Raw genomic sequence first — 24298 nt, forward strand, 5'->3', positions numbered from 1 at the left:
GTACCGAAGCGGTTGAATCACATTCTCCTTACCGGGAAAAGGCCCCGACATAAAAAGCCGCGTAAGTTCGGGGCAAGATCATGCTCTTAGCCTCAATCCCGCCAGCAACGCACGAATGGCAACTTGCCGTGTGGCCGCGCGTGGCGTTAGTGTCGCGCGCGGCGTGACGACGGGGGAAGCAAATGTTCGAATGGCTGGATAACGTGGCGGGACCCGGATACACGGCGGCGATACTGTGGACGTTTGCCGCACTTGTGCTGCTCGTCATCGTTCTGGTCATCGTCAAGCTGATCCGCAGCCTGACCTTCGGAACTTTCGTGGCCGGCGGCAGAAACCGCAAGACGCGCCTTGCCGTGATGGACGCGACCGCCGTCGACAGCCAGAGACGTCTGGTGCTGGTGCGGCGCGACGATATCGAACATCTTCTGCTGATCGGTGGCCCGACCGATGTGGTTGTCGAGCGCGACATCAGGCTTTCGGCTTCGCGCCGCCCAGCCCCATCAGCGGATGCCGCACACGAAGCCCAGCACGCGCTCCGCCCGCAGGCGCAGCGCCTTGAGCCGGCTCCCCAGCAGGCCACCCCTCGCCCTGCCCCACCGGCCCAGCCAAGGCCCCAGCCGCAGCCAGCGGCACCGGCAGCACGACCGGCACCGCCGAAACTGCCCGTCGCGACAATCCCGCTCTCGCCTCCGCCACCCAGGCCGACGGTTTCCGCCACCTATGGGGCGGCAGTCCGGCCCGCACCGGCACCCGTACGGCGCGAGGAGATCGACGAGACCCTGATGAAGGAGTTGGAGGTGTCGCTCGACGAACCACAGCCGAAAAAGGCTTCTGCGCCGGATACTTCGCTCGACGACGAAATGGCGAAGCTGCTTGGCGAGTTGTCGAGCCACAAGCGCTGAATGAGTCATCTGCAGGCCAGCGTCCTGCAAGATTTGGCTTTCGACTGGAGAAACGATGCAAAAAAAGGCGGCCGAAGCCGCCTTTTTTGTTGTCCTGGTAACAGCGATCAGTCGTCGCGGTAGACCTTTTCACGGCGCTCGTGACGTTCCTGTGCTTCGATCGACAGCGTGGCGATCGGACGCGCGTCCAGCCGCTTCAGCGAGATCGGTTCACCGGTCTCTTCGCAATAACCGTAGGTACCCTCGTCAATCCTCTGCAGCGCCGAGTCGATCTTGGAGATCAACTTGCGTTGACGATCCCGCGCCCTCAACTCGATGGCGCGATCCGTCTCGGACGAAGCACGATCGGCAAGGTCCGGATGATTGGCGTTTTCCTGCTGAAGTATTTCGAGGGTCTCGCGCGCCTCGCGAAGGATGTCGTTCTTCCAGGCAATCAGCTTAGCCTTGAAGTACGACTTCTGCCGTTCATTCATGAACGGCTCCTCCTCGGAGGGAACGTAGCCAAGTGTAACGGTATCGTTCATTCGACTCACCCAACAACCCCGTTTTGGCGCCTATATATTCGCGGGCCAACCCTCACACAAGCGTATTCATCGAAAAGTTTACGACTGGCCCGAACGCTTGTGATTCGGCGTGGCATGCGTGCAACTCCATATCCATGCAACGCACAGCCGCATCGCCCGGTTGCAAGGCGACGAGGGCTTGGATACATGCTGGAATGACAGTTTGTGCGGGCTCGCCGGGACGCCTGCCCTTGGGGAGCAATATTTGAGCAAGCTCTTTCTTCTCAGGCACGCAAAGGCAGGCTGGGCGCTTCCGGGCATGAGGGATTTCGACCGCCCGTTGGACGCAACCGGAATAGCCGACGCCGAATCGACCGGAACGGCGATGCGGGCCAACGGCTACGTCCCCGAACTGACGCTCTGCTCCAATGCCCGCCGCGCCCGCGAAACGCTCGAGGGGATCGCCGGCCATTCCGACACCGGACGCGTGATCTTCACGGATGCGCTCTACAGTGCCGACGCCGCCGGTTACCTCGACAGCATCCGCGAGCATGGGCGCCACGGCACGGTGCTCGTTATCGGCCACAACCCAATGATGGAAGACCTGGCGATCGCGGTTGCCGGAAACGGCGAGGAAAACGCGCTGCACACGCTGCACACCGGTTTTCCGACATCCGGGTTGGCCGTCATTCGCTTTGAGGGTAGCCTTTCCGAGGCACAACTCGGCCAGGGCTTCCTCGAAGCATTCCTCACGCCTCCCGACCTTTGAAATCGCTCGCCATTTCAATTCGGCGCGACGGTTCCTATATCGGGGCCGGACCGCATCAGGCCCCAAGGGGATCGGACGATTGGCGTCACTGACCACTTTCACCGACGAGGCGCGCATCGCCCTCGACACGTTTTCCGGGCGCGCGACCGGGTTGTTCTCCCCCTCGCTCAGGCTCGGCGTGACCGGACTGTCGCGCGCCGGCAAGACGGTGTTCATCACCTCATTCGTGCACAACCTGATCCACGGCGGCCGGCTGCCGATGTTCGAGGCACAGAAATCCGGTCGAATCGCGCGCGCCTTCCTCGAGGAGCAGCCCGACGACGCAGTGCCGCGCTTCCAGTACGAGGATCACGTCGCAGCGCTGGTCGACGAGGGCGTCTGGCCCGACTCGACGCGCGCCATCTCCGAACTGCGCCTGACCATAGAATTTGAATCCGCTTCCGGCTGGAACCGCATGTTTTCAGCAGGAAAACTGTCTGTCGACATCGTTGACTATCCGGGCGAATGGCTGCTCGACCTGCCGCTGCTCGGCAAGAGCTACCGCGACTTTTCCCACGAGGCTTTCGAGCTCGCCGGACTGCCCGTGCGGGCGGATTTGTCCGAGGCGTGGCGCGCCCTCTCGGCCACGATCAAACCAGACGCCGATGCCGACGAAATGACGGCGCGGCGTTTGGCGGAGGCATTTGCCACCTATCTCAAGGCCTGCAAGGACGACGAGCGCGCGCTGTCCACGCTGCCCCCCGGCCGCTTCCTGATGCCGGGCGACCTTGAGGGCTCGCCGGCGCTGACCTTTGCGCCGCTTGCCGCGCTGGGCGACGCCCGGGCCAAGCCCGGCTCGCTGCATGCGATGATGGAGCGCCGCTACGAGGCCTACAAGACGCATGTCGTGAAGCCGTTCTTTCGCGAGCACATCGCGCGGCTTGACCGGCAGATCGTGCTGATCGACGCCATGCAGGCGCTGAACGCCGGGCCCGGTGCCATCGCCGACCTCGAACGCGCTGTCACGGAAATCCTCGCCTGCTTCAGGCAGGGACGCGGTAGCGTACTCACCGACCTGTTCTCGCGCCGCATCGACCGCATTCTGGTCGCAGCGACCAAGGCCGACCACCTCCACCACGAAAGCCACGACCGGCTGCAGGCAATCGTGCGGCGGCTGACCGAGCGCGCCGTCTCCCGCGCCAATCTGTCAGGGGCGGAAGTCGACGTTCTTGCACTCGCAGCCGTGCGGGCGACCCGGGAAGGCACCGTCAAGCAAGGCCGGGATACGCTGCCTGTCATCATCGGAACGCCGATCAAGGGCGAGCGGATCGGCAAGGAATGCTTCGACGGAAACACCGAAACTGCGATATTTCCCGGTGACTTGCCGGACAAGGCGGAAGTCGTCTTCCAGGATTTCGGTATCAACCACCGCCAGGACGCCAACGATCCGACCATCCGTTTCGTGCGCTTTCGTCCGCCGAGGCTGGAACGCACCGCCGAGGGCGTGACGCTGTCGCTGCCGCACATCCGGCTCGACCGCGCGTTGCAGTTCCTGATTGGAGACCATCTCGCATGAGCGCTCCCCGCAAGCCCGCTGCGTTTCACATCGAAAGCGGGCCGTCGCTCCACCCCGCGGGCAAGCCGCCATTGCGCGAACAAGAACAGCGCAAGCCGCGCGCGCTGGCTGTCGAAACGGCAATCGTTACCCCAGCCGAGATCGACGTCTTTGACGCTGGCGACATCGCCGCCGCCCTGCCCGCGCCGGCAACGCCGCCGAAACGCCGGTCGCGTATCGGCGCGCTCTTTCTCGGCGCCGCCGGCGTCCTGGTTTCCCTTGGCATCGGCTTGTGGACCGACAGCCTGATCCGCGATCTTTTTGCCCGCTCGGACTGGCTGGGCTGGCTGGCAGTGGGCGCGACCGGCGTCGCGGCCGCCGCATTGCTCGTCATGCTCGCCCGGGAGCTACTGGCGCTAACAAGGCTGACCTCGGTAGAACGCCTCAGGGAACGCGCCGCCGACGCCATCGAGCGCGACGATCCAAGGGCGGCGCGCGCCGTGACCGACGAGCTGTCACGCTTTGTCAGGTCCAAGGCCGAGACCGCCGCGGGCCGCCGCGCGCTCGAGGAACTGCGCGGCGAAGTGATCGACGGCGGCGACCTCGTGCGCCTGGCGGAAACCGAGATACTCGCCCCGCTCGACGCCCAGGCCAAGATCCTGATCCTGGACGCGGCAAAGCGCGTCTCGCTGGTGACCGCGGTCAGCCCGCGCGCCCTCGTCGACATCGCCTATGTCGTGTTCGAGGCCGGCAGGCTGATCCGACGGCTGTCCGAGCTCTACGGCGGCAGGCCGGGCACGCTCGGCTTCTTCCGCCTGGCGCGCAGCGTGCTGGCGCATCTTGCCATCACCGGCTCGATGGCGGTCGGCGACAGCTTTGTCCAGCAGATCGTCGGCCAGGGGCTGGCCGCCAAGCTGTCGGCAAAGCTCGGCGAGGGAGTCGTCAACGGCATGATGACGGCACGCATCGGGCTCGCCGCCATGGAGGCCGCTCGCCCCCTACCCTTTGCTGCCCTGAAACGCCCAGGCATGGGCGACTTTCTCGCCGCGCTCACGACTTTTGCGAGCAAGGACAAGGCTCCGCAGACACCGAAATAGACAAAGCGTTAACCATTTTTCGCCATGGTCCAGACAGCAAATCGTTCCCAGTTTCCTGTTGTCGGGTGTCTCCATGAAGCGCTTGTTGAAGTCCGCCGTGCTGCCAGTCGTCGCGGCCATCGCCCTGCCGGGCGCCGCGGTCGCCGGCTCGGCGAAGGCACCGGAGCGCGACCAGAAATTCTTCAAGGCGGTCGAAGGCGAATGGGTTGGCCCGGGCGAGATCGTCGCCGGCAAATACAAGGGCACCAAGTTTACCTGCACCTTCACCGGCTCGACGCCTGACGGCAAGCTCGGCATGGCGCTGGACGGCGGCTGCCGCGTCGGCATGTTCACCCAGAAAATGTCGGCCCAGATCGAGCAGAAGGGCCGCAGCGGCTACAAGGGCACTTTCCTCGACGGCTCGGCCGGCAAGGGCATGGACATCATCTCGGGCAGTGTCGTCGACGGCCGCAAGGTGGTGCTGTCACTCAACCGCAACCAGCTCAACGGCGTGATGCAGGCGCGTGTGCCCGACGAGAATTCGATGCATGTCACCGTCTCGGTGCGCGTCGAAAAGCAGCTGGTGCCGGTCATTGGCATGAAGCTGACCCGCGTCGATGGTTCCGCCGTTGGCGCCATCGCCAAGAACTGATCTCTTCTTCCGACAGCAAAAAGGGCGGCGCCTCCAGGACGCCGCCCTTTGTCTATCTGTCGCCTCAGCCCTTGATGGCCGCGAGCAGCTCATCATAGGCCTTGCAGGCGTCGTCCGACGTGGTCGAACCCTGATACTTGCTGGTGACTTCCGCGACCTTGGCGGTCAGTTCGCCCGCCTTGGCCGGATCCTTCGTCACCGCGTCCTGAAGCGCAGCCACCACTTCCTGGCCCTTCTTGGCCATGACATCAGCGGTGCATTCCGGCGCCTTTGAGCAGGCCGAAAGGCCAAGTGCTGCAACGCCCAGCAGCGCGAATACGATCTTGTTCATGTCAATCCTCTCCTCGTGGCCAACGCAATGTCGGCGGCAGTTCAGCCCCTCGCTGGGCGAAACCGTGCCCGCCTTAGCCTCACTCCCTGTCGCACGCAATGACGGGTTGTAGAGCCACGGATGCCGCAGCCACATCCACGATGAGCAACGTAGCGTCATGGCAACGATTCGATGTTGACGGTGGGCTGTTCGCCAGCCACCGAAGCACCTATCTTGAACTTCCCAGACGGCGTTGGCCGCGCAACCACAAGACACGGGAGCACACATGGCGGCTGAGGCATCGGGCAGCGAACTGATTCAGGTTGTGGCGCTGCTTGCCGCCGGAGTGGTGTCGGTTCCCATATTCAAGAGGCTCGGCCTCGGCTCGATCCTGGGCTACCTGTCGGCAGGCATCGTCATCGGACCGTTCGGGCTCGGTTTTTTTTCGGAAGCGGAAACGATCCTGCACGTCGCCGAACTCGGCGTGGTGATGTTCCTGTTCATCATCGGTCTCGAAATGCAGCCGTCGCGATTGTGGGGCCTTCGCCGTGAAATCTTCGGACTCGGCGCCTTTCAAGTCGGCCTGTGCGCCCTGCTGCTGACCGGTGTGGGCTTTGTCACCGGCTTCCCTGCCTCCCAGTCCTTCGTCGCCGGCGCGGGCTTCGTCTTGACCTCGACGGCCATCGTCATGCAGTTGCTCGAGGAGCGCGGCGAACTCGGCACGCCCAGGGGCCAGCGCATGGTTTCCATCCTCTTGCTCGAAGACCTCGCCATCGTGCCGCTTTTGGCGGCGGTCGCATTCCTGGCGCCGGTCTCGCCCACCGACCATGGCACGGGCTGGACCGAACGGTTGCATGACATCGGCATTGGCGTCGGCGCCATCGTCGGGCTGATCTTCGCCGGCCGCTACCTGCTCAACCCTCTGTTTCGCGTCCTGGCCAATTCGCGAGCCCGCGAAGTCATGACGGCGGCAGCACTGCTCGTTGTGCTGGGATCGGCGTTGGCGATGCAGATGAGCGGACTTTCGATGGCGATGGGCGCGTTCCTCGCGGGCGTTCTGCTGTCCGAATCGACCTTCAGGCACCAACTGGAGGCGGACATCGAGCCCTTCCGCGGCATCCTGCTCGGCATGTTCTTCATCGCGGTGGGCATGTCGCTTGATCTGCAGGTTGTCGCCGCCAACTGGCGGATGATCGCATTCTACGTCGTCGTCTACATGATGATGAAGGGCGCCGGCATCTACGTCGTCGCTCGCATCCTGCACGCCGGGCACCGCGAGGCCCTGGAACGCGCCGTGGTCATGGCCCAGGGCGGCGAATTCGCCTTCGTGCTCTACTCGTCAGCGCTCGCGGTCGGCATCATCGACGGTGAAGCCAACGCCGTCCTGACTGCCATCATCATTATCTCGATGGTGCTCACCCCGCTCGCCATCACGGTGCTGCGCCGTTTCACGCCACGCGACGAGCAATCGCTGGAAGGCGTCGATGTGGCGCAAGAACTGAGCGGAAGCGTGCTGGTCATCGGCTTTGGCCGCTTCGGCCAGATCGCCAGCCAGCCGCTATTGCTGCGCGGCATCGATGTCTCGATCATCGACAACGACGTCGAGATGATCCAAGCGGCGGCCGACTTCGGCTTCAAGGTCTATTATGGCGACGGTACCCGCCTCGACATCCTGCATGCGGCCGGTGCGGGCCGGGCACGCGCGGTCCTGATCTGCGTCGACAAGGAAGAAGTCGCGGTGCGCATTGCCGAGCACATGAAGGCGGAATTTCCGCTGGTGCCGGTGCTGGCGCGCGCATTCGATCGCGGCACCGCGATCCAGTTGATCCGGGCGGGCGTAGCCTACCAGTTGCGCGAGACATTCGAATCGGCGCTGCTGTTCGGCGGCACGACCCTAGAACAGCTCGGCGAAGACCCAAGCACGGTTGCCGAAGTGATCGAAGACGTGCGTGCCCGCGACGCCGCGCGCCTCGATACGCAGATAGCCGGCGACATTCGGTCGGGCCGCGACTACCTGCAGGGCAACATCCCCGCCCCCGTGCCGGCACCGCTCACCCCGCCGCGCCGCAGCGCCAAGGCGCTCAACGAAGAGGCGGCAGACGCGCTCAGCAAGAAGGCGATCGAACAGGCTGAAAGGAAGTGACGATGACCCAAGTGGACAGGAAGCGGGCGACCGAAGTGGTCACCTACTGGCGCGAAGCCGGTGTCGAGAAGTGGTTCTACAAGGACGCGATGTTCGACGACCACTTTCGCGAGACCTTTGGCGACCTGCATATGGCCGCGGCCAAGCGCCAATGCGATGCCTGGGCGGACGACGCCGAAGGCGCGCTGGCGCTGATGATCCTGCTCGACCAGTTTCCGCGCAATTGCTTCCGAGGTTCGGGCCACATGTACGCGACCGACCCGCTGGCCCGGCATTTCGCCCGCAAGGCGGTGGCCGACGGCCATGATCTCGCCACCGAAGGCCCCATCCGCGTCTTCTTCTACCTGCCGTTCTCGCATTCCGAGACGCTGGCGGACCATGACATTCCGCTGGAGCGCTCGACAGCCCTGGGTGGCGATTTCATGAAGCATGCCATCGGGCACCGCGATATCGTCGCCCGGTTCGGCCGCTTCCCGCACCGAAACTTCATCCTGGGGCGCGACTCGACCGAGCAGGAACTGGCGTTCCTGGAAAGCGGCGGCTTTTCCGGCTGATTCTGTCTAGAGCGCCGTGCGTCCGAATGGACGCACAAAGGACGCTCTAACTTACTGAGTTGGCGCATCGTGCTTTCCGAAAATCGGGTCCGATTTTCGGGCCGATCCGCTAAAGCTCGATCCGCATCAGCGGCCGGCCGGGCTTGCGCTCGGCCGCGCGCACGAAGCCGGCTTGCTCGAACACGCGGGTCGAACCGACGAAAAGCCCGACCGAGCGCGAATCCTTGGATTGATCCATGGGGCAGGCTTCCAGCAAGCGCGCGCCTGATCGGCGGGCAAACTCCATGCCGGCGCCAACGAGCCTGTGGGTGAGGCCCGCGCCGCGCGCCTTGGAGCGCACGAAGAAGCACGAGATCGCCCAGACTTCCGGGTCGCCGGCATCCATGGGGTCGAGCGGCGCCGATCCCCTGCCCGCATTGTTGAATTCAGGCACGTCGGCGCGTGGGCCTATCTGCATCCAGCCGACCGCCTGGCCATCCTGGAACGCCAGCAGACCCGGTGGCGGACCGGCCTCTATCCGAGACTTGATGTGGTCCTTGTTGCGCTCGCGGCTGCTTTGCCGGCGCGCTGCCGGCGGCAGGCGAAAATAGGTGCACCAGCAACCGTAGCAAGCACCCTGCTTGCCAAACAGATCCTCGAAATGCGGCCAGAGTTCAGGTGTCACCGGCAAGATGTCATCAGACACGGGACAGCTCCCCAACGCCGCCTTGTCCCGGCGGGCAGGCTGGCATAAAATCACGATTGTTCTCTTTATGTTCGCAGCGAAGGCGATGCCTGTCAACGATCCCAGCCACGGTTTCTGCCGCGACTGCCTTGCCCTTCAACGCGGCGCGGGCCCGCGTTGCCATGCCTGCGGCAGTCCGCGCCTGCTGCGCCACGCCGAACTGTACAGGCTGCACCTCGCCCATATCGATTGCGACGCTTTCTACGCCGCCGTCGAGAAACGCGACAATCCTGAACTGAAGGACAAGCCTGTCATCATCGGCGGCGGCAAGCGCGGCGTGGTCTCGACGGCCTGCTACATCGCGCGCATCCATGGCGTGCGCTCGGCGATGCCGATGTTCAAGGCGCTCGAAGCCTGCCCCGAAGCGGTCGTGGTTAAGCCTGATATGGAGAAATACGTGCGCGTCGGCCGCGAGGTGCGCGCGATGATGCAGGCGCTGACGCCGCTGGTCGAGCCGCTATCGATCGACGAGGCGTTCCTTGACCTCTCCGGCACCGAGCAATTGCACGGGCTGCCGCCGGCGCTGGTGCTCGCCCGCTTCTCGGTGGCGGTGGAGAAGGAAATCGGCATCTCCGTTTCCGCCGGGCTGTCCTACTGCAAATTTCTGGCGAAAGTCGCCTCCGACCTGCGCAAGCCGCGCGGTTTCGCCGTCATCGGCGAGGCCGAAGCCGCGAGCTTTCTCGCGCCGCAGCCGGTGACGATGATCTGGGGCGTCGGCAAGGCTTTTGCCGCGACGCTGGAGCGCGACGGCATTCGCAGCATCGGCCAGTTGCAGCGCATGGACCTGGGCGACCTGATGCGGCGATACGGCACGATGGGCAGCCGACTCTACCATTTGGCGCGCGGACAGGACGAACGCCGGGTGTCGCCGGACCAGGAGGCGAAAAGCGTCTCGGCCGAAACGACCTTCGACACGGACCTGGCGACCTCGGAGGACCTGGTTCCGGTGCTCAGGGCCCTGTCGGAAAAAGTCTCGGCGCGCCTCAAGAAAGCAGGCATCGCTGGCCGCACAGTGGTGTTGAAACTGAAAACCCAGGACTTCAAGCTTCGCACCCGCAACCGCCAGCTGGCTGATCCGACGCGGCTCGCCGACCGCATTTTCCAGACCGGCATGCAACTGCTGTCGAAAGAAACCGACGGCACCAAGTACCGCCTGCTCGGCATCGGCGTGAGCGACCTGTCGGACGACGACCGCGCCGACCCGCCTGACCTCGTCGACCTCCAGTCGCGCAAACGCGCCTTGGCGGAAGGGGCTATGGATGCCCTGCGTGACAAGTTCGGCCGCAAGGCGGTCGAGACCGGCTACACCTTCGGCAAGGGCCGCAACGCCCATCCGCCCGAACCGCTGGACGAATAGCTGCGCCGGGACGCGCTACGCGGCCTTCTGGACGGAAGACACGGCGCCCATGTTGTCGACGATGCAGACGTAGCGCTGGCCGGACGCATTGAGCTCGACCTGGTAGCGTGTGGCGTCAAGTTGCTGGGATCCGACGGGCAGCACCTTGTTGGCGTCGACACCGGCCGAGGTGGCTGCCGCGCTGGCGCAGGTCAGCTGCAGGTCGGCCGGTGCTGTCTGAACGGTGGTCCGCGCCATGTCCTGCGGCTCTGGCGCGGTCGAACTGCACCCGACAAGTGCTGCGCCTGCCACCAGAAAAGTCACAGAAAGAAAAATCGCTCGCATGTCGTCCCCTCGATCGTTGCGCCGGATTTTCGGAACCTCCGCGGTCACACTCCCTTGTAGAGCGCGGCCCCCTGCATCAGCACGACAACCTTGGCGCCGACCTGCACCTGGGCGTGCAAGTCGACAATGTCGTCGTTGTTCATGCGAATGCAGCCCGACGAGACATCGAGACCGATCGTCCAGGGCTCGGGCGTGCCATGGATGCGGTAGATGGTGTCCTGATCGCCCTGGTAGAGATAGAGCGCGCGCGCGCCGAGCGGATTGTCAGGGCCGCCCGGCATGCCGCCGGCGAACTTCGCGGCATTCGGATCGCGCGCCACCATCTCGGCCGGCGGCGTCCAGGTTGGCCATTCCGCGGTCCGCCCGACGCGGACGATGCCAGCCCAGCCAAATCCCTCGCGGCCGACGCCGATGCCGTAGCGCACGGCCTTCAGGCCGGGCAATACGAGATAGAGAAAATGCTGGTTGCCGTCGATGATGATGGTGCCCGGCTTCTCGGCCGTACGGAACGGAACGATCTGGCGGCGGAACGCATCGGGGACCTGGCCATGGGCGGCATAATACTGGCGCGCCTTCTTGCGGTCGTAGTTGATCCATTTGTGCGTCTTGGGATCGAAAATCTGCGTGGTCGGTCCGACCTGCGCCAATGCCACTCCGAGCCCGACCGCCGTGAACAATGCCGCGGCCCAGCCCAGCCTCGCGTTCCGACGCAGCGTCCCTGCCATGCGCGTACCCCTCTCAGGCCCTTGCGGGCGTCACTGCATCCATCCCTTGACGCGATCCGGGTGCGCAGCGACCCATTCGCGCGCGTAGTCCGATGGCGACTTGCCGTCGACCTCGATGGCGTAGCTCATCGCCGTGATCTCGTCGGGCGCAAAGTCGACCTTGTCGAGGAACTTCGCCACCTGCGGCAGGCGGCTGGCCAGCGAACTCGCATAGGCAACGCTGAAGCTCGATGGTTTCCACGCCACCGGCGCACTGGATTTGGACAGCCACATCGGATCGTCGGCCTGGAGCACGACATTCCATTTGGCCGGGTCGAAAGCCGGCTCGGTCAGCCGCTTGATTTCGTGCAGCTGGAATACGTGGTGCGGGCTGTAGCAATAGAAGACGATCGGCCTGTCGGTGGCAACCGCGGCATCGACGCCGGACATGCCGACTTCCTCGGGCATCTCGAGCAGCGTCATGGTGTTGGCGTAGCCGTAGCTCTTGGCGCGGATCTGCTCGACGTCGGTCGACAGCCAGCCGCGCGCGCCGATCCACATCTCGCCCTTGCCGTCGCCATCGGTGTCGAACAGCTTGGCCTTGGCCGGGTCGGTCAGGTCGGCGACGTCGCGCACGCCGAGATCATAGGCCTTCTTGGTGACGCAAAGCCCCTGCGTCGCCGCCACATTGTGAGGCGCGAGATGGATCGTGCCGCGATCGGTGGCGTATTTCTGGACCAGCGGATCGAAGTTCGGCCGCCAGACCTCGGGATAGACGTCGACTGCGCCGCTATCCATGCCGGTGAAGGCGATCAGCGTGCCCATCTCCTGGACATCGACCCTGATTTTCAGCGCATCCTCGAGCGCGACCTTCATGATATTGGCGGACGCCTGGCCCGACGGCCAGCTTGGCATGGCGACGACCAGATCGGCCGAATGTGCGTGGAGGATACCTCCCGCAAGCACAGCCGTAACGCAGACACCTTGCAATAGGGCCTTCATGTTGACCGCCAGTCTCGTTTCCGCTGCAGGCAGGATTTCTGCATAAAGCGGTTGTGTCAAGCGAGCTTCTCGCCAGATGGCCTGGCCGGCGTTACCGGACTCAAGCTAGACAGGCCGACATTCCATTATGCTGATGCGTGGGCCTGTATCGAATACTCGCGCCAGCGCGAACCCGGAAGCTTCGTAGAGCCGGCCATATTCTTCGGTGGTGCGCTCCTGCCCGCCGGGAACGGCCAGCATGTTGAGATCGGCAAATTTGGCCCGGGCGCCCTCGTTACGCGGAGCCAGTATGCTTTCCAGCACGAGCAGCTTGCCGTCCGGCTCAATCGAGCGCCGACTGCTTTTCAGCACCGCAAGGGAACGTTCGTCATCCCAATCGTGCAATATCCATTTCATCAGATGCCCGTCCGCACCTTCGGGCACCGAGGCAAAGAAGTCGCCGGCTACCACCTGGCAACGATCGGCGACAGCCCCGATCGTTGCAGCGGCACCTGCCACCACCTGCGGCTGATCGAACAAAACGCCGTTGAGATGCGGATTGACAGCGAGGATGGCGGCCAGCAACACGCCTTGCCCGCCGCCGACATCCATCAGCGTCTTGAACCCACTGAAATCATAGGCTTCCAGCACCGCGGCCGCGACCGGGGGCGCAAATGACGACATGGCGCTGTCGAAGATCGCCGATTCCTCCGGCTGCCTGGCGCGATAATCCCAGACGCCCATGCCATAGGCGTGATGAAAGGCATTTTCTCCGGTTCGGACGCTGTGCAGCAGATCGCTCCACGCCTGGCGATAGTAGGGCCGCTCGACCATCCGCGCCCATGGCGCGACCGAATGCGGTGCGTCGGAGCGCAGGGCACGGCCCAACGGCGCCAGCGTAAAGCTGCGCCCTTCGCCTTCATGAAACACGCCGACAGACGCCAACGCACGCAGCAGACGGTAGAGCGATTGCGGATGCGCGGCCGTCATTGCGGCCAACTCGTCGCTCGTTCGGGCGCCCTCGCCCAGACAGTCGGCGATGCCGAGCGTCGCAGCGACGCAGATCGCCTGCGACACCTGATACCCGTTGATCATCTGCATGAGTTCTGCGGCTGCGGTCTCCTCGTCCATGACGACGTCCCCGAATGCCAAGATAAGCGCGCTCGAAAATACCAGCATCTTCTTTTGGCAGCAACGCGCCGTATTCGCGTTCAGAAAACTCCCGTTGGCCTGCCTGTCTTGCTCCTCTCCGGCGGTCCCAGAGCAAGACAGGCTGTTCGGTGGCGATTGCCGGCGGCGAACTCATGGGAGACTGGAAATACGCAATTGGCCGCAAAACGCGTCCCTTTCAGCCGATAGAAAGTTCGCGCTTCGAATCCGTATTTCGGCTCAACGTATTGTACAGTAAGACTTTTCCGATCCGACTAGACCAACTCGACCTCGACGACCCCCGGCACGGCGCGCATGGCCGAAGCGATCGAGGGGGTGATGCGGTAGCGGTTGGGCAACTCGATTTCGATCTCGCCCTGGCCCTCGCCCTTGAGCACGATGAAACTGACTTCGCCTTCGCCGCGGGTCGTCAGATGGTTCGACAAGGTGCCGAGCGGGGCAGCGTCGCGGACGAAGATGCGCAGCGTCTTTTGCACCCGGCTGGCCTCCTCCTCCAGGGATTGCACCGTCTGGATGCGCAGGTTGACGCCTTCGGGACGGTTTTCTGCTTGCACCGTGATGACCACCGATTTGCCCGGCTCGAGCAGGTCGCGGTATTGCGCCAGAGCCTCCGAAAACAGCACGGACTCGTACTGTCCGGAAACATCCGAGAACTGGATGACGCCCATCTTGTTGCCGGTCTTGGTCTTGCGCTCCTGCTTGGTGGAAACCGTTCCGGCCAGACGCCCGGCCGTAGCGCCGCGCTTCACGGCGGCCTCGAAATCGGTCCAGTTCTGGACGCGCATCTTCTCCAGCGCTGCCTTGTACTCGTCGAGCGGGTGGGCCGAGAGATAGAAGCCCACCACCTGGAACTCACGGTGCAGGCGATCGGCCGGCAGCCACGCATCGGCCTGGGGCAAATGCAGCACAGGGGCCTGGCCGGAGAAGGCGCTGCCGAAGATGTCGGACTGGCCGAGCGTGGCGTTCTCATGCGCCAGCGACGCCAGACCCATCATGCGCTCGATGCCGGCCATCAGCGATGCCCGCTCGTAACCGAAGCAATCGAATGCGCCCGCCATGATCAGGCTTTCGAAGACGCGCTTGCCGACGATCTTCGGATCGATGCGCTCGCAGAAATCGGCAAGGCTGGCAAAGGGCTTCTCGGTGCGTTTGGCAACGATGTGCTGGACTGCTGCCTCGCCGACACCCTTGATGGCGGCAAGCGAATAGAAGATCTTCTTCTCGCCGACCTCGAAGTCGCGGAAGCTTGTCATCACCGACGGCGGTACGACTTCGATGCCAAGGCGCATGGCGTCCAGGCGGAAGTCGTTGAGCTTGTCGGTGTTCGCCATATCGTAGGTCATCGAGGCCGCGAGGAACTCGACCGGGTAATGCGCCTTCAGATAGGCGGTCTGGTAGGAGACGATGGCGTAGGCGGCGGCGTGCGACTTGTTGAAGCCGTAGTCGGCGAACTTGGCCAGCAGATCGAAAATGGCGTTGGACTGGGGCTTGGAGACGCCCTTTTCGATCGCACCGGTGACGAAGCGCTCGCGCTGCTTGTCCATCTCGGCGCGGATCTTCTTGCCCATGGCGCGGCGAAGAAGGTCGGCTTCGCCAAGCGAATAGCCCGACAGCTCCTGCGCGATCTGCATGACCTGCTCCTGGTAGACGATGACCCCTTGGGTCTCCTTCACCAGATGGTCGATCATCGGATGGATCGAGGCGATTTCCTCCTCGCCGTGCTTACGGTTGTTGTAGGTCGGAATGTTCTCCATCGGGCCCGGGCGGTAGAGCGCCACCAGCGCGATGATGTCCTCGACGCGGTCGGGCTTCATACCGATCAGCGCCTTGCGCATGCCGGCACTTTCAACCTGGAAGATGCCGACGGTCTCACCGCGCGACAGCATGGCGTAGGTCAAGGGGTCGTCGAGCGGGATCAGCGCCAGGTCGATGTCGACGCCGCGTCGGCTGATGAAATACAGCGCCTTTTGCAGCACCGTCAGCGTCTTCAGGCCGAGGAAGTCGAACTTCACCAGGCCGGCCTGCTCGACATATTTCATGTTGAACTGGGTGACCGGCATGTCCGAGCGCGGGTCGCGGTACATCGGCACCAGTTCCGACAGCGGCCGGTCGCCGATGACGATGCCGGCGGCGTGGGTCGAGGCGTGGCGATAGAGCCCTTCCAGCTTCTGCGCCATTTCGAGCAGAGTCTGGACGATCGGCTCGCGCTCGGCCTCCTCAGCGAAACGCGGCTCGCCTTCGATCGCCTGGGCCAGCGTCACCGGATTGGCCGGGTTCTGCGGCACCATCTTGGTGAGCTTGTCGACCTGGCCGTAGGGCATCTGCAAGACGCGGCCGACGTCGCGCAGCACGGCGCGCGCCTGCAGCGTTCCAAAGGTAATGATCTGGCCGACCTGTTCGCGGCCATACTTGCCCTGGACGTAGCGGATAACCTCTTCGCGCCGGTCCTGGCAGAAGTCGATGTCGAAGTCGGGCATCGAAACGCGATCAGGGTTGAGGAAGCGCTCGAACAGCAGCGAAAAGCGCAGCGGGTCGACGTCGGTGATGGTCAGCGCATAGGCGACCAGCGAGCCCGCGCCCGAGCCGCGGCCCGGCCCGACGGGAATGCCCTGCTGCTTGCCCCATTTGATGAAGTCGGCAACGATCAGGAAATAGCCCGGAAATTTCATGCGCTCGATGATGCCGAGCTCGTATTCCAGCCGTTCCCTGTATTGCTCCGGCGTATAGCCTTCGGCCAGGCCGCGCGTCGCCAGGCGCATGGCGAGACCGTCATGGGCTTGCCGGGTCAACTCGGCGGCTTCGGCCGCCACCGCTGCATCGGCGTCGGCGATGTCGCCGCCGGTGAAGCGCGGCAGGATAGGGTTGCGGTTCCTGGGGTAGTAGGAGCAACGCCGGGCGATCTCGACCGTATTGTCGATCGCTTCGGGCAGATCGGCAAAAAGCTCCGACATCTCCTTTTGCGACTTGAGGAAATTGTCCGGCGTCAACCTGCGCCTGTTGTCTTCGGCCACGACCGAGCCCTCGGCAATGGCGATGAGCGCGTCATGTGCCTCATAGTCGCCGCGCGACGGGAAGAACGCCTCGTTTGTCGCCACCAGCGGCAGGCGGTGGCGGTAGGCCAGTTCGAGGGTCGCAGCCTCGATGCCTCGATCATAACCGGCCAGCCGTTCGATCTCGACATAAAGCCGGTCACCAAAGATCTCCTGCAGGCTGAGCAGGCGGCTCTCGGCAACGGCCGCATGATCGCTCTTGATGGCCGAGCCGATCGGCCCACGCGGGCCGCCCGTCAGGCAGATGATGCCCTCCGCCGATGCCCCAAGCCAGTCGAGGGTCGCATGCACGGGGTCGCCCGGCGGCGTTTCGAGATAGAGCCGACTGACCAGCCGGACCAGATTGGCGTAGCCCACCTCCGTCGCGGCGATCAGTGCAACGGGCAAAAGCTCAAGCGCCGCCTTGAATACCGGCCCACGCTGCGCGGGGTCGGCAGCTTCGGCGAAGTCGATGTCGACCTGGCAGCCGATCAGCGGCTGCACGCCATCCTTGGTCGCCTTCTGGGCGAACTCCAGCGCCCCGAACAGGTTGTTGCTGTCGGTGACCGCAATCGCTGGCGCTTCGTCCTTGACGGCATGGCCGACGACCTTGCCGAGCGGCAGCGCGCCTTCCAGCAGCGAATAAGCGGAGTGAACGCGCAGATGAATGAACGTTCGCTCGGAAGCCTCTGGCTTTTCAGCTGCTTTTAACGCTTCGCGCTTGAGTGGATCGCGCGGGAGCCTGTCACTCGCCATCGAATCGTTCGCCTCGGTAAGGGGTATTTCGGTGCCATGTTCGGCCACGCCCACCGGCATGTCCATCCCGCAAGGGGTCGCGCCGGCAACGGCTTGTGGAGTACCATGGCGTCCGCCGCATGGCGACACCGCAGCGTCGCCTTGGCGGTTGATCGCCGGCGCAAAACCTGAAACCTTGCCGGCGGAGTTTTGCCCCCCTGAAATCTAGTGAAGGACGTTCATCATGAAAACCCGCGCCGCTGTCGCCGTCGGAGCCGGAAAGCCGCTCGAGATCATGGAGGTCGACCTTGAAGGGCCGCGCGAGGGCGAGGTGCTGGTCGAGATCAAGGCGACCGGCATCTGCCACACCGACGAGTTCACGCTGTCGGGCGCCGATCCCGAAGGCATCTTTCCGGCGATCCTCGGTCATGAGGGCGCTGGCGTGGTCGTCGACGTCGGCAAGGGCGTAACCTCGCTCAAGAAGGGCGACCACGTCATCCCGCTCTACACGCCCGAATGCCGCTCCTGCCCGTCCTGCCTGTCGCGCAAGACCAACCTGTGCACCGCGATCCGCTCGACGCAAGGGCAAGGCCTGATGCCGGATGGCTCCAGCCGCTTCTCGATCGGCAAGGACAAGATTTTCCACTACATGGGCTGCTCGACCTTCTCGAACTTCACCGTGCTGCCGGAGATCGCGCTCGCCAAGGTCAACCCGGACGCGCCCTTCGACAAGATCTGCTACATCGGCTGCGGGGTGACGACCGGCATTGGCGCCGTCATCAACACGGCCAAGGTCGAGATCGGCGCAACCGCGATCGTCTTCGGTCTCGGCGGCATCGGCTTGAACGTCATCCAGGGGCTCAGGCTCGCGGGTGCCGACATGATCATCGGCGTCGATCTCAACAACGACAAGAAGGCGTGGGGCGAGCGCTTCGGCATGACCCATTTCGTCAACCCGAAGGAGGTCGACGGCGACATCGTTCCCTATCTCGTCAACATGACCAAGCGGGGTGCCGACCAGATCGGCGGCGCCGACTACACCTTCGACTGCACCGGCAACGTCAAGGTGATGCGCCAGGCGCTCGAAGCCAGCCATCGCGGCTGGGGCGAGTCGATCGTCATCGGTGTCGCCGGTGCCGGCCAGGAGATCTCGACGCGGCCGTTCCAGCTGGTCACCGGCCGGACCTGGAAGGGCACCGCCTTCGGCGGCGCGCGCGGCCGCACCGACGTGCCGAAGATCGTCGACTGGTACATGGAGGGCAAGATCCAGATCGACCCGATGATCACGCATACGCTCAAGCTCGAAGACATCAACAAGGGTTTCGACCTGATGCATGCCGGCGAGAGCATCCGGAGCGTGGTGGTCTACTGATGCGTGATATCGCATACGAGGTCGACGTCAGGCGCCTGGACGAACTGTCTCCACGCGACCTCTATGCGATGTTGAAGATGCGCATCGAAGTCTTTGTCGTCGAACAGAAATGCGCGTTTCCCGAACTGGACGGCAAGGATCCCGAGGCGCTGCACCTCAGGCTGCTTGCCGGCAGCGAACTGCTGGCAAGCACGCGCATCATCGCCCCGTCAGGCACAGACGATCCGGCCTATATCGGCCGGGTCGTGGTCTCTCCCGATCATCGCGGCAAGCGGCTCGGCGACAGGCTGATGGCCGAATCCATCGCCGCCTGCGAGCGGCTGTTTCCGGCTCGTCCGATCGCGTTGTCGGCGCAGAGCCATCTCGAAAAGTTCTATGGCGCCTTCGGCTTCGACACGGTGTCGGAAGAATATCTCGAGGACGACATCCCGCATATCGACATGCTCAGGCTGGCACCAGGTAGCGGCGCGTAGGGTGAAGGAGACCGCCGAGACGTCAGCGCCATAGGTGCCACCCCGGAGTTCACCATGCCTGGCATCGACCTTCTCCTCCCATTTACCGCGGTTGATGGCATGTGCCATGCTTGACCCCGCTCTCGTTGGACGGGACCGACCTTGGCCAACGCCTCAGGGACAGTGACTGAATGAGCCCTACGCATCCTGTCATCTACGTCGACGCCGACGCCTGCCCGGTGAAAAACGAGGTGGTGAAGGTGGCCGAGCGGCTGGAACTCGTCGTCACCTTTGTGTCCAATGGCGGCCTGAGACCGTCACGCGACCCGATGATCCGCAACGTCGTTGTGTCGAAGGGGGCCGATGCAGCAGACGACTGGATCGTCGAAAACGCCAAGGCCAACGACATCGTCATCACCGCCGACATTCCGCTGGCAAGCCGTGCGGTCCAGCTCGGCGCCCATGTGCTCGGCCCGACCGGCAAGCCGTTCACCCCTGAAAACATCGGCATGGCCGTCGCCATGCGCGACCTCAAGCAGCATCTGCGCGAGACAGGCGAGAGCAAGGGCTACAACGCCAGCTTTTCGGCGCAGGACCGCTCGCGCTTTCTCGGGGCGCTCGACCTGATGGCGCGGCGCGCGCTCAAGACGGCGCCAGCCGCATGAAGCCGTTCAAGCGTCACGTCATATTCCTGATCAGCGCAGCAGTCGGCTTTTCCGCCCTCGTCATTGCCTTGCTGCTCAAGCAGCCGCTGGTCTACGCCATCGGCCCGAACGTGTTCTTCATCACCTATGCGGCGCTGATGCTGCATCAGATTCCGCTGCTCGACGCCAACTATCTGAGCCGGCGCGCGCAGGAAGCGGACGAGCCGCTGGCGCTGATCTACGCGATCACGCTGGTCATCGTGGCGGTGGCCGTCGGCTCGCTGTTCATGCTGATCAACGCCAAGGAAGTGGCCAGCCCGACGGCGCTGGTGTTTTCGATGATCTCGCTGCCGCTCGGCTGGTTCACCATCCATGCGATGGCAGCACTGCACTACGCGCACCTGTTCTGGCGCGGCGACGCCAAGGACGCTGCCTCGACCCGCGCCCACAAGCCCGTCGGCGGGCTGCTGTTTCCGTTGACCGATCGCCCCATTGGCTGGGACTTTCTCTACTTCGCGGTGGTGATCGGCATGACCGCGCAGACCGCCGATACGAACATTTCCAGCACTGCGATGCGCAAGGCCGTTCTTGCCCACTCGATCCTGTCGTTCTTCTTCAACACCGCCATCGTGGCCGCCGCCGTCAACCTGATCGTATCGCTTCCGAACTAGGCGGTTGTTTCGACGTGCCGTTCCCGCGGCAAGCCGTGTCCTCATTCACGAGATTATCATCTGCCACCGCGAAACCGATTCGGCATGCTGCACGTAATTTGACCAAGGCAGGCGCATTGCGGCCAAACGAGCCGCAGCCCAGCCTGGAGGTCAGCGACGATGACGATGCAGGCACTCAACGTGCGCGACGACGCCAGTACGCCGGCGGACGCATCGTCTGACACGCTCGTCTACCGCCAGACGCGCTGGACGCGGCTGACCCACTGGCTGTGGGCCACTTGCCTGTTCTTCCTGCTGCTCAGCGGCCTGCAGATCTTCAACGCGCACCCATCGCTCTACATCGGCAAGCAATCCGGTTTCCAGTTCGACAACAGTGTGCTCGTCATCGGCGCTGCGGATGAGGAAACAGGAACAATCGGTTACACCGAGATATTCGGGTATCGATTCAACACGTCGGGCGTGCTCGGCCTGTCGGGATCGACCGCCAATCCACGCGCCCGCGCCTTCCCGGCATGGGCAACGATCCCGTCCGGCCAGGATCTCGCCACCGGCCGCGTCGTGCACTTCTTCTTTGCCTGGGTCCTGTCAGGCACGCTGCTCGTCTGGCTCGCTGCGAGCCTCTGGAGCGGCCATCTGCGCCGCGACCTTGCGCCAACCGTCGAAGACCTGCGCCGGCTACCGGCTGATATCGCCGACCACGCCAGGCTGCGACTTCACCACAGCCGCGACTACAACACGCTGCAGAAGCTCGCCTATGGCGGCGTGCTGTTCGTGCTGCTGCCGCTGATGATCGTCACGGGACTGGCCATGTCACCGAGCATGAACGCGGCGGTACCGTTCCTGACCGACATGCTCGGCGGGCGGCAGACGGCGCGCACGATCCATTTTGCCATCATGCTGCTGCTGGTCGGCTTCTTCGTCATCCACATGCTGATGATCCTGGCCGCAGGCCCGATCAACGAACTGCGCTCGATCATAACCGGCTGGTACCGCATCGATCCCGCCGAAGATCGCGACGACCAGGCCAGGGGAGGCAACTGACATGGCCGGCTTCCAACTCACACGCCGGCGCTTCCTGACAGCGACGTCGCTTGGCCTCTCAGGTGCCGTGCTGTCGGGATGCGATGCGTTCGACTTTCTCCAGGATCGCGACAGCGCGGCCCGCAGCGTGCTGGAAAGCGCCAACGACCTCACCTATCGCGCCCAGCGGTTGATCGCCGGGCGCAACAGCCTGGCACAGGAATACACAGAGGCGGATATCCGCCAGCCGCAAAGGCCGAATGGCATCACCGCGCCCGACGATTCCACCTACAAGTCGCTGCTGTCCAACGACTTCGCGGACTGGCGCCTGGAAGTGAGCGGGCTGGTCGAAAGGCCGCTGTCGCTGTCCCGCGATCTGCTCATCAACATGCCGTCGCGCACCCAGATCACGCGTCACGACTGCGTCGAGGGCTGGAGTTGCATCGCCAAATGGACCGGCGTGCCAATGGCCCTGCTGCTCGACGCCGCCGTGGTCAAGCCGAATGCCCGCTATGTCGTCTTCCACTGCCTCGACACGATCGAGCGCAGCCTCTCCGGCGACGTCAAATATTATGGCTCGATCGACCTGATCGACGCCCGCCATCCGCAGACGATCCTCGCCTACGGCCTGAACGGCAAGCCGCTGCCGGTCGAGAACGGCGCACCGCTCAGGGTGCGGGTCGAGCGCCAGCTCGGCTACAAGATGCCGAAATACATCCACAAGATCGAGCTGGTTGATAGTTTCGGCGCCATGGGGCTGGGCAAGGGCGGTTATTGGGAAGATCGGGGCTATGACTGGTACGGTGGTATCTAGCATGACCACGGGTAGGCAATCGACTACCCAATAGTGTGGGGATCAGCCTTCCAACCAGCGAATAAGCGCTATGCTTACAGGTGACAAAGGCTTGTGCTTGGGATATTGACGACTCGTCGAGGGCCTTTACCGGCTCTACCTGTTTGCGGGAGAGAACAGCGAAAGCTGTCGCCGAAGGGGAAATCGCCCGAAATCTCTCAGGCAAAAGAACCGTAGACGGGAAAGACACTCTGGAAAGTCGGGACTTTGATCCCGCGCCGAAGGTGTAAGCGCTGCCGACAGAGATCCGGGGCGCGAGTCTCTCAGGCTTCAGACAGAGGGGCACGGAATGGCCGCCGCAGCGGCTGGACACGTGCGACTCTGGAGAAGACATGACGGGCGACAATACCAATCAACTACCCCTTGCAGACCTGCATTCCGCTGCCGGTGCGCGCTTTGGCGCCTTTGCCGGCTGGAACATGCCACTGACCTATCCCGCCGGCGTGATGAAGGAGCACCTTCATACCCGCGAGCATGTCGGCCTGTTCGACATTTCGCACATGAAGCTGTTCGTGGTCAGCGGACGCGGCGCCGCCGACCTGCTCAACCGCGCCTGCCCGCTCGATGCGCGTGCTCTTGAGCTGCGTCAGTCGAAGTACACATTCTTCCTGACCGACGCTGCCGGCATCATCGACGACCTGATCATCACCCGCCTCGGCGACGAGCGCTTCATGGTGGTGGCAAATGCCGGCAATGCCGCAACCGACGAGGCGCATCTGCGCGCACTCGCCAAGGACTTCGACGCCACCATCGAGCCGCTCGACCGCGTCTTCATTGCGATCCAGGGCCCTGAATCGGCAGACGTGCTCGAAAAGGCCGGCATAACCACCAATGAGTTGTTCTTCATGCAGGGCTTCGAGCCTCGCGCCAACTGGTTCATGAGCCGCTCCGGCTACACCGGCGAGGACGGTTTCGAGATCGGCCTGCCGGAAGCCGATGCGCGCCAACTGCTCGGCAAGCTGCTTTCCGACGAGCGCACCATGTGGGTCGGCCTTGCCGCCCGCGACAGCCTGCGCCTCGAAGCAGGGCTCTGCCTGCATGGCAACGACATCACCCCCGACAACGACCCGGCAAGCGCCGGCCTGATGTGGGCGATCCCCAAGGACCTGCGCGCCGACGGCAACTTCATCGGCCGCGCCGCCCTTGCGACGATCCTCGCCGACGGCGCCAAGGAAAAGCGCGTCGGCCTGAAGCCCGAGGGTCGCCAGCCGGTTCGCTCTGGTGCTGAACTGTTCGACGCCGACGGCCAGCTGATCGGCCGCGTTACCTCGGGCGGTTTCGGTCCGTCGGCAGGTTTCCCCGTCGCCATGGGTTACGTCTCCGCGTCGCTGGCCAAGGCCGGCACCCGCGTCTTCGCCGACGTCCGCGGCACGAAGGTGCCTGTCGACGTCCATTCCCTTCCCTTCACGCAGCATCGCTACCGCAAAGGATAATTTCCATGACCAAGACCTATTTCACCGAAGACCACGAGTGGATCCGCGTTGAAGGCGACATCGCCACTGTCGGCATCACCGACTACGCCCAGGAACAGCTTGGCGACCTGGTCTTCGTCGACCTGCCGGAAACCGGCCGCAAGCTCGCCAAGGGCGACGTCGCCGTGGTCGTCGAGTCGGTCAAGGCCGCTTCGGACGTCTATGCGCCGATCGACGGCGACATCACCGAAGCCAACGCAACCCTCTCGTCTGACCCGGCCCTCGTCAACTCGGCGGCCACCGGCGACGGCTGGCTGTGGAAGATGAAGATCGCCAATGCGGGCCAGCTCGACGGCCTGATGGATGAAGCGGGCTACAAAGCCCATATCGGTTGACAGGATCGCCTG

General features: G+C 63.9%; 24 protein-coding genes and 1 riboswitch. Of the genes, 16 read left to right on the forward strand and 8 right to left on the reverse strand.

What is annotated here, in order from left to right; all coding sequences use genetic code 11:
* The first annotated feature begins 182 nt into the window (after positions 1 to 182).
* Positions 183 to 902, forward strand: coding sequence for a flagellar biosynthetic protein FliO (locus PCJ21_RS02895; protein WP_269929882.1), 720 nt, complete (start codon positions 183 to 185; stop codon positions 900 to 902).
* Positions 903 to 1009: 107 nt separating this feature from the next.
* Here PCJ21_RS02895 and dksA read toward each other — a convergent pair whose 3' ends face one another.
* Positions 1010 to 1426 carry an RNA polymerase-binding protein DksA gene (gene dksA, locus PCJ21_RS02900; RefSeq protein WP_269929883.1) on the reverse strand — a complete coding sequence of 139 codons (417 nt, stop codon included), beginning with the start codon at positions 1424 to 1426 and terminating at the stop codon, positions 1010 to 1012.
* A 244-nt stretch (positions 1427 to 1670) separates the two neighbouring features.
* Between dksA and PCJ21_RS02905 the strand changes: the two genes are divergently transcribed.
* The 4 genes from PCJ21_RS02905 to PCJ21_RS02920 all read left to right on the forward strand — a co-directional run bounded on the left by PCJ21_RS02905 (position 1671) and on the right by PCJ21_RS02920 (position 5436).
* The gene (locus PCJ21_RS02905) at positions 1671 to 2174 is read left to right on the forward strand and encodes a SixA phosphatase family protein (RefSeq protein ID WP_269929884.1); all 504 of its coding nucleotides are present in this window, start codon (positions 1671 to 1673) and stop codon (positions 2172 to 2174) included.
* A gap of 79 nt (positions 2175 to 2253) precedes the next feature.
* A complete protein-coding gene (locus PCJ21_RS02910; protein ID WP_269929885.1) occupies positions 2254 to 3729 on the forward strand; it encodes a YcjX family protein in 1476 nt (491 codons plus the stop codon).
* Positions 3726 to 4805 carry a YcjF family protein gene (locus PCJ21_RS02915; protein ID WP_269929886.1) on the forward strand — a complete coding sequence of 360 codons (1080 nt, stop codon included), beginning with the start codon at positions 3726 to 3728 and terminating at the stop codon, positions 4803 to 4805. The genes PCJ21_RS02910 and PCJ21_RS02915 overlap by 4 nt, the downstream gene beginning before the upstream one ends.
* 73 nt (positions 4806 to 4878) lie before the next feature.
* On the forward strand, positions 4879 to 5436 hold the full coding sequence (locus PCJ21_RS02920) for a hypothetical protein (RefSeq protein ID WP_269929887.1): 558 nt from the start codon (positions 4879 to 4881) through the stop codon (positions 5434 to 5436).
* Positions 5437 to 5500: 64 nt separating this feature from the next.
* Here the strand turns inward: PCJ21_RS02920 and PCJ21_RS02925 are convergent, their stop codons facing one another.
* A complete protein-coding gene (locus PCJ21_RS02925; RefSeq protein ID WP_269929888.1) occupies positions 5501 to 5767 on the reverse strand; it encodes a hypothetical protein in 267 nt (88 codons plus the stop codon).
* Between the two features lie 265 nt (positions 5768 to 6032).
* On the opposite strand from PCJ21_RS02925, the gene PCJ21_RS02930 reads away from it, so the two are divergent.
* Together PCJ21_RS02930 and PCJ21_RS02935 are read left to right on the forward strand one after the other, a co-directional pair.
* Positions 6033 to 7889 carry a monovalent cation:proton antiporter-2 (CPA2) family protein gene (locus tag PCJ21_RS02930; RefSeq protein ID WP_269929889.1) on the forward strand — a complete coding sequence of 619 codons (1857 nt, stop codon included), beginning with the start codon at positions 6033 to 6035 and terminating at the stop codon, positions 7887 to 7889.
* Between the two features lie 2 nt (positions 7890 to 7891).
* Positions 7892 to 8443, forward strand: a complete 552-nt coding sequence (locus tag PCJ21_RS02935; protein ID WP_269929890.1) for a DUF924 family protein — start codon at positions 7892 to 7894, stop codon at positions 8441 to 8443.
* A gap of 109 nt (positions 8444 to 8552) precedes the next feature.
* Here the strand turns inward: PCJ21_RS02935 and PCJ21_RS02940 are convergent, their stop codons facing one another.
* Positions 8553 to 9128, reverse strand: coding sequence for a GNAT family N-acetyltransferase (locus PCJ21_RS02940; protein WP_269929891.1), 576 nt, complete (start codon positions 9126 to 9128; stop codon positions 8553 to 8555).
* A gap of 67 nt (positions 9129 to 9195) precedes the next feature.
* On the opposite strand from PCJ21_RS02940, the gene PCJ21_RS02945 reads away from it, so the two are divergent.
* Positions 9196 to 10524 carry a DNA polymerase IV gene (locus PCJ21_RS02945; protein WP_269929892.1) on the forward strand — a complete coding sequence of 443 codons (1329 nt, stop codon included), beginning with the start codon at positions 9196 to 9198 and terminating at the stop codon, positions 10522 to 10524.
* Positions 10525 to 10539: 15 nt separating this feature from the next.
* Here the strand turns inward: PCJ21_RS02945 and PCJ21_RS02950 are convergent, their stop codons facing one another.
* The 5 genes from PCJ21_RS02950 to dnaE all read right to left on the reverse strand — a co-directional run bounded on the left by PCJ21_RS02950 (position 10540) and on the right by dnaE (position 17488).
* On the reverse strand, positions 10540 to 10848 hold the full coding sequence (locus PCJ21_RS02950) for a hypothetical protein (RefSeq protein ID WP_269929893.1): 309 nt from the start codon (positions 10846 to 10848) through the stop codon (positions 10540 to 10542).
* A gap of 44 nt (positions 10849 to 10892) precedes the next feature.
* Positions 10893 to 11573 (reverse strand): L,D-transpeptidase, encoded by a 681-nt coding sequence (locus tag PCJ21_RS02955; protein WP_269929894.1) that lies wholly within the window; start codon positions 11571 to 11573, stop codon positions 10893 to 10895.
* A gap of 30 nt (positions 11574 to 11603) precedes the next feature.
* Positions 11604 to 12554 carry an ABC transporter substrate-binding protein gene (locus PCJ21_RS02960; protein ID WP_269929981.1) on the reverse strand — a complete coding sequence of 317 codons (951 nt, stop codon included), beginning with the start codon at positions 12552 to 12554 and terminating at the stop codon, positions 11604 to 11606.
* Between the two features lie 105 nt (positions 12555 to 12659).
* Positions 12660 to 13664, reverse strand: a complete 1005-nt coding sequence (locus PCJ21_RS02965) for a methyltransferase (protein ID WP_269929895.1) — start codon at positions 13662 to 13664, stop codon at positions 12660 to 12662.
* Between the two features lie 293 nt (positions 13665 to 13957).
* A complete protein-coding gene (gene dnaE / locus PCJ21_RS02970) occupies positions 13958 to 17488 on the reverse strand; it encodes a DNA polymerase III subunit alpha (protein ID WP_269929896.1) in 3531 nt (1176 codons plus the stop codon).
* Positions 17489 to 17711: 223 nt separating this feature from the next.
* Here dnaE and PCJ21_RS02975 point away from each other — a divergent pair, with 223 nt between their 5' ends.
* The 8 genes from PCJ21_RS02975 to gcvH all read left to right on the forward strand — a co-directional run bounded on the left by PCJ21_RS02975 (position 17712) and on the right by gcvH (position 24286).
* Positions 17712 to 18839, forward strand: coding sequence for an S-(hydroxymethyl)glutathione dehydrogenase/class III alcohol dehydrogenase (locus PCJ21_RS02975; protein WP_269929897.1), 1128 nt, complete (start codon positions 17712 to 17714; stop codon positions 18837 to 18839).
* Positions 18839 to 19312 carry a GNAT family N-acetyltransferase gene (locus PCJ21_RS02980; RefSeq protein ID WP_269929898.1) on the forward strand — a complete coding sequence of 158 codons (474 nt, stop codon included), beginning with the start codon at positions 18839 to 18841 and terminating at the stop codon, positions 19310 to 19312. Before PCJ21_RS02975 ends, PCJ21_RS02980 begins: the two co-directional genes overlap by 1 nt.
* 170 nt (positions 19313 to 19482) lie before the next feature.
* A complete protein-coding gene (locus PCJ21_RS02985; RefSeq protein WP_269929899.1) occupies positions 19483 to 19956 on the forward strand; it encodes a YaiI/YqxD family protein in 474 nt (157 codons plus the stop codon).
* Positions 19953 to 20606 carry a DUF1345 domain-containing protein gene (locus tag PCJ21_RS02990; RefSeq protein WP_269929900.1) on the forward strand — a complete coding sequence of 218 codons (654 nt, stop codon included), beginning with the start codon at positions 19953 to 19955 and terminating at the stop codon, positions 20604 to 20606. Before PCJ21_RS02985 ends, PCJ21_RS02990 begins: the two co-directional genes overlap by 4 nt.
* A 165-nt stretch (positions 20607 to 20771) precedes the next feature.
* Positions 20772 to 21647, forward strand: a complete 876-nt coding sequence (locus PCJ21_RS02995; protein WP_269929982.1) for a cytochrome b/b6 domain-containing protein — start codon at positions 20772 to 20774, stop codon at positions 21645 to 21647.
* 1 nt (position 21648) lies between these two features.
* The gene (locus PCJ21_RS03000; RefSeq protein WP_269929901.1) at positions 21649 to 22440 is read left to right on the forward strand and encodes a molybdopterin-binding protein; all 792 of its coding nucleotides are present in this window, start codon (positions 21649 to 21651) and stop codon (positions 22438 to 22440) included.
* 136 nt (positions 22441 to 22576) lie between these two features.
* Positions 22577 to 22663, forward strand: a riboswitch (glycine riboswitch).
* Positions 22664 to 22811: 148 nt separating this feature from the next.
* Positions 22812 to 23912 (forward strand): glycine cleavage system aminomethyltransferase GcvT, encoded by a 1101-nt coding sequence (gene gcvT / locus PCJ21_RS03005; RefSeq protein WP_269929902.1) that lies wholly within the window; start codon positions 22812 to 22814, stop codon positions 23910 to 23912.
* A 5-nt stretch (positions 23913 to 23917) separates the two neighbouring features.
* Positions 23918 to 24286: a glycine cleavage system protein GcvH gene (gene gcvH / locus PCJ21_RS03010; RefSeq protein WP_269929903.1), complete on the forward strand. Its 369-nt coding sequence runs from the start codon at positions 23918 to 23920 to the stop codon at positions 24284 to 24286.
* Positions 24287 to 24298 lie beyond the last annotated feature (12 nt).

It is taken from the genome of Aminobacter sp. HY435, from assembly GCF_027568395.1.
Taxonomy (GTDB): domain Bacteria; phylum Pseudomonadota; class Alphaproteobacteria; order Rhizobiales; family Rhizobiaceae; genus Aminobacter.

Coding starts and splice junctions, on each gene's coding strand:
- dnaE (WP_269929896.1), bottom strand. CDS start 17,488: ATGGCGAGTGACAGGCTCCCGCGCGATCCACTCAAGCGCGAAGCGTTA.
- PCJ21_RS02985 (WP_269929899.1), top strand. CDS start 19,483: ATGAGCCCTACGCATCCTGTCATCTACGTCGACGCCGACGCCTGCCCG.
- PCJ21_RS02995 (WP_269929982.1), top strand. CDS start 20,772: ATGCAGGCACTCAACGTGCGCGACGACGCCAGTACGCCGGCGGACGCA.
- PCJ21_RS02945 (WP_269929892.1), top strand. CDS start 9,196: ATGTTCGCAGCGAAGGCGATGCCTGTCAACGATCCCAGCCACGGTTTC.
- PCJ21_RS02930 (WP_269929889.1), top strand. CDS start 6,033: ATGGCGGCTGAGGCATCGGGCAGCGAACTGATTCAGGTTGTGGCGCTG.
- gcvH (WP_269929903.1), top strand. CDS start 23,918: ATGACCAAGACCTATTTCACCGAAGACCACGAGTGGATCCGCGTTGAA.
- PCJ21_RS02920 (WP_269929887.1), top strand. CDS start 4,879: ATGAAGCGCTTGTTGAAGTCCGCCGTGCTGCCAGTCGTCGCGGCCATC.
- PCJ21_RS03000 (WP_269929901.1), top strand. CDS start 21,649: ATGGCCGGCTTCCAACTCACACGCCGGCGCTTCCTGACAGCGACGTCG.
- gcvT (WP_269929902.1), top strand. CDS start 22,812: ATGACGGGCGACAATACCAATCAACTACCCCTTGCAGACCTGCATTCC.
- PCJ21_RS02915 (WP_269929886.1), top strand. CDS start 3,726: ATGAGCGCTCCCCGCAAGCCCGCTGCGTTTCACATCGAAAGCGGGCCG.
- PCJ21_RS02950 (WP_269929893.1), bottom strand. CDS start 10,848: ATGCGAGCGATTTTTCTTTCTGTGACTTTTCTGGTGGCAGGCGCAGCA.
- PCJ21_RS02935 (WP_269929890.1), top strand. CDS start 7,892: ATGACCCAAGTGGACAGGAAGCGGGCGACCGAAGTGGTCACCTACTGG.
- dksA (WP_269929883.1), bottom strand. CDS start 1,426: ATGAACGATACCGTTACACTTGGCTACGTTCCCTCCGAGGAGGAGCCG.
- PCJ21_RS02980 (WP_269929898.1), top strand. CDS start 18,839: ATGCGTGATATCGCATACGAGGTCGACGTCAGGCGCCTGGACGAACTG.
- PCJ21_RS02990 (WP_269929900.1), top strand. CDS start 19,953: ATGAAGCCGTTCAAGCGTCACGTCATATTCCTGATCAGCGCAGCAGTC.
- PCJ21_RS02925 (WP_269929888.1), bottom strand. CDS start 5,767: ATGAACAAGATCGTATTCGCGCTGCTGGGCGTTGCAGCACTTGGCCTT.
- PCJ21_RS02965 (WP_269929895.1), bottom strand. CDS start 13,664: ATGGACGAGGAGACCGCAGCCGCAGAACTCATGCAGATGATCAACGGG.
- PCJ21_RS02955 (WP_269929894.1), bottom strand. CDS start 11,573: ATGGCAGGGACGCTGCGTCGGAACGCGAGGCTGGGCTGGGCCGCGGCA.
- PCJ21_RS02960 (WP_269929981.1), bottom strand. CDS start 12,554: ATGAAGGCCCTATTGCAAGGTGTCTGCGTTACGGCTGTGCTTGCGGGA.
- PCJ21_RS02975 (WP_269929897.1), top strand. CDS start 17,712: ATGAAAACCCGCGCCGCTGTCGCCGTCGGAGCCGGAAAGCCGCTCGAG.
- PCJ21_RS02895 (WP_269929882.1), top strand. CDS start 183: ATGTTCGAATGGCTGGATAACGTGGCGGGACCCGGATACACGGCGGCG.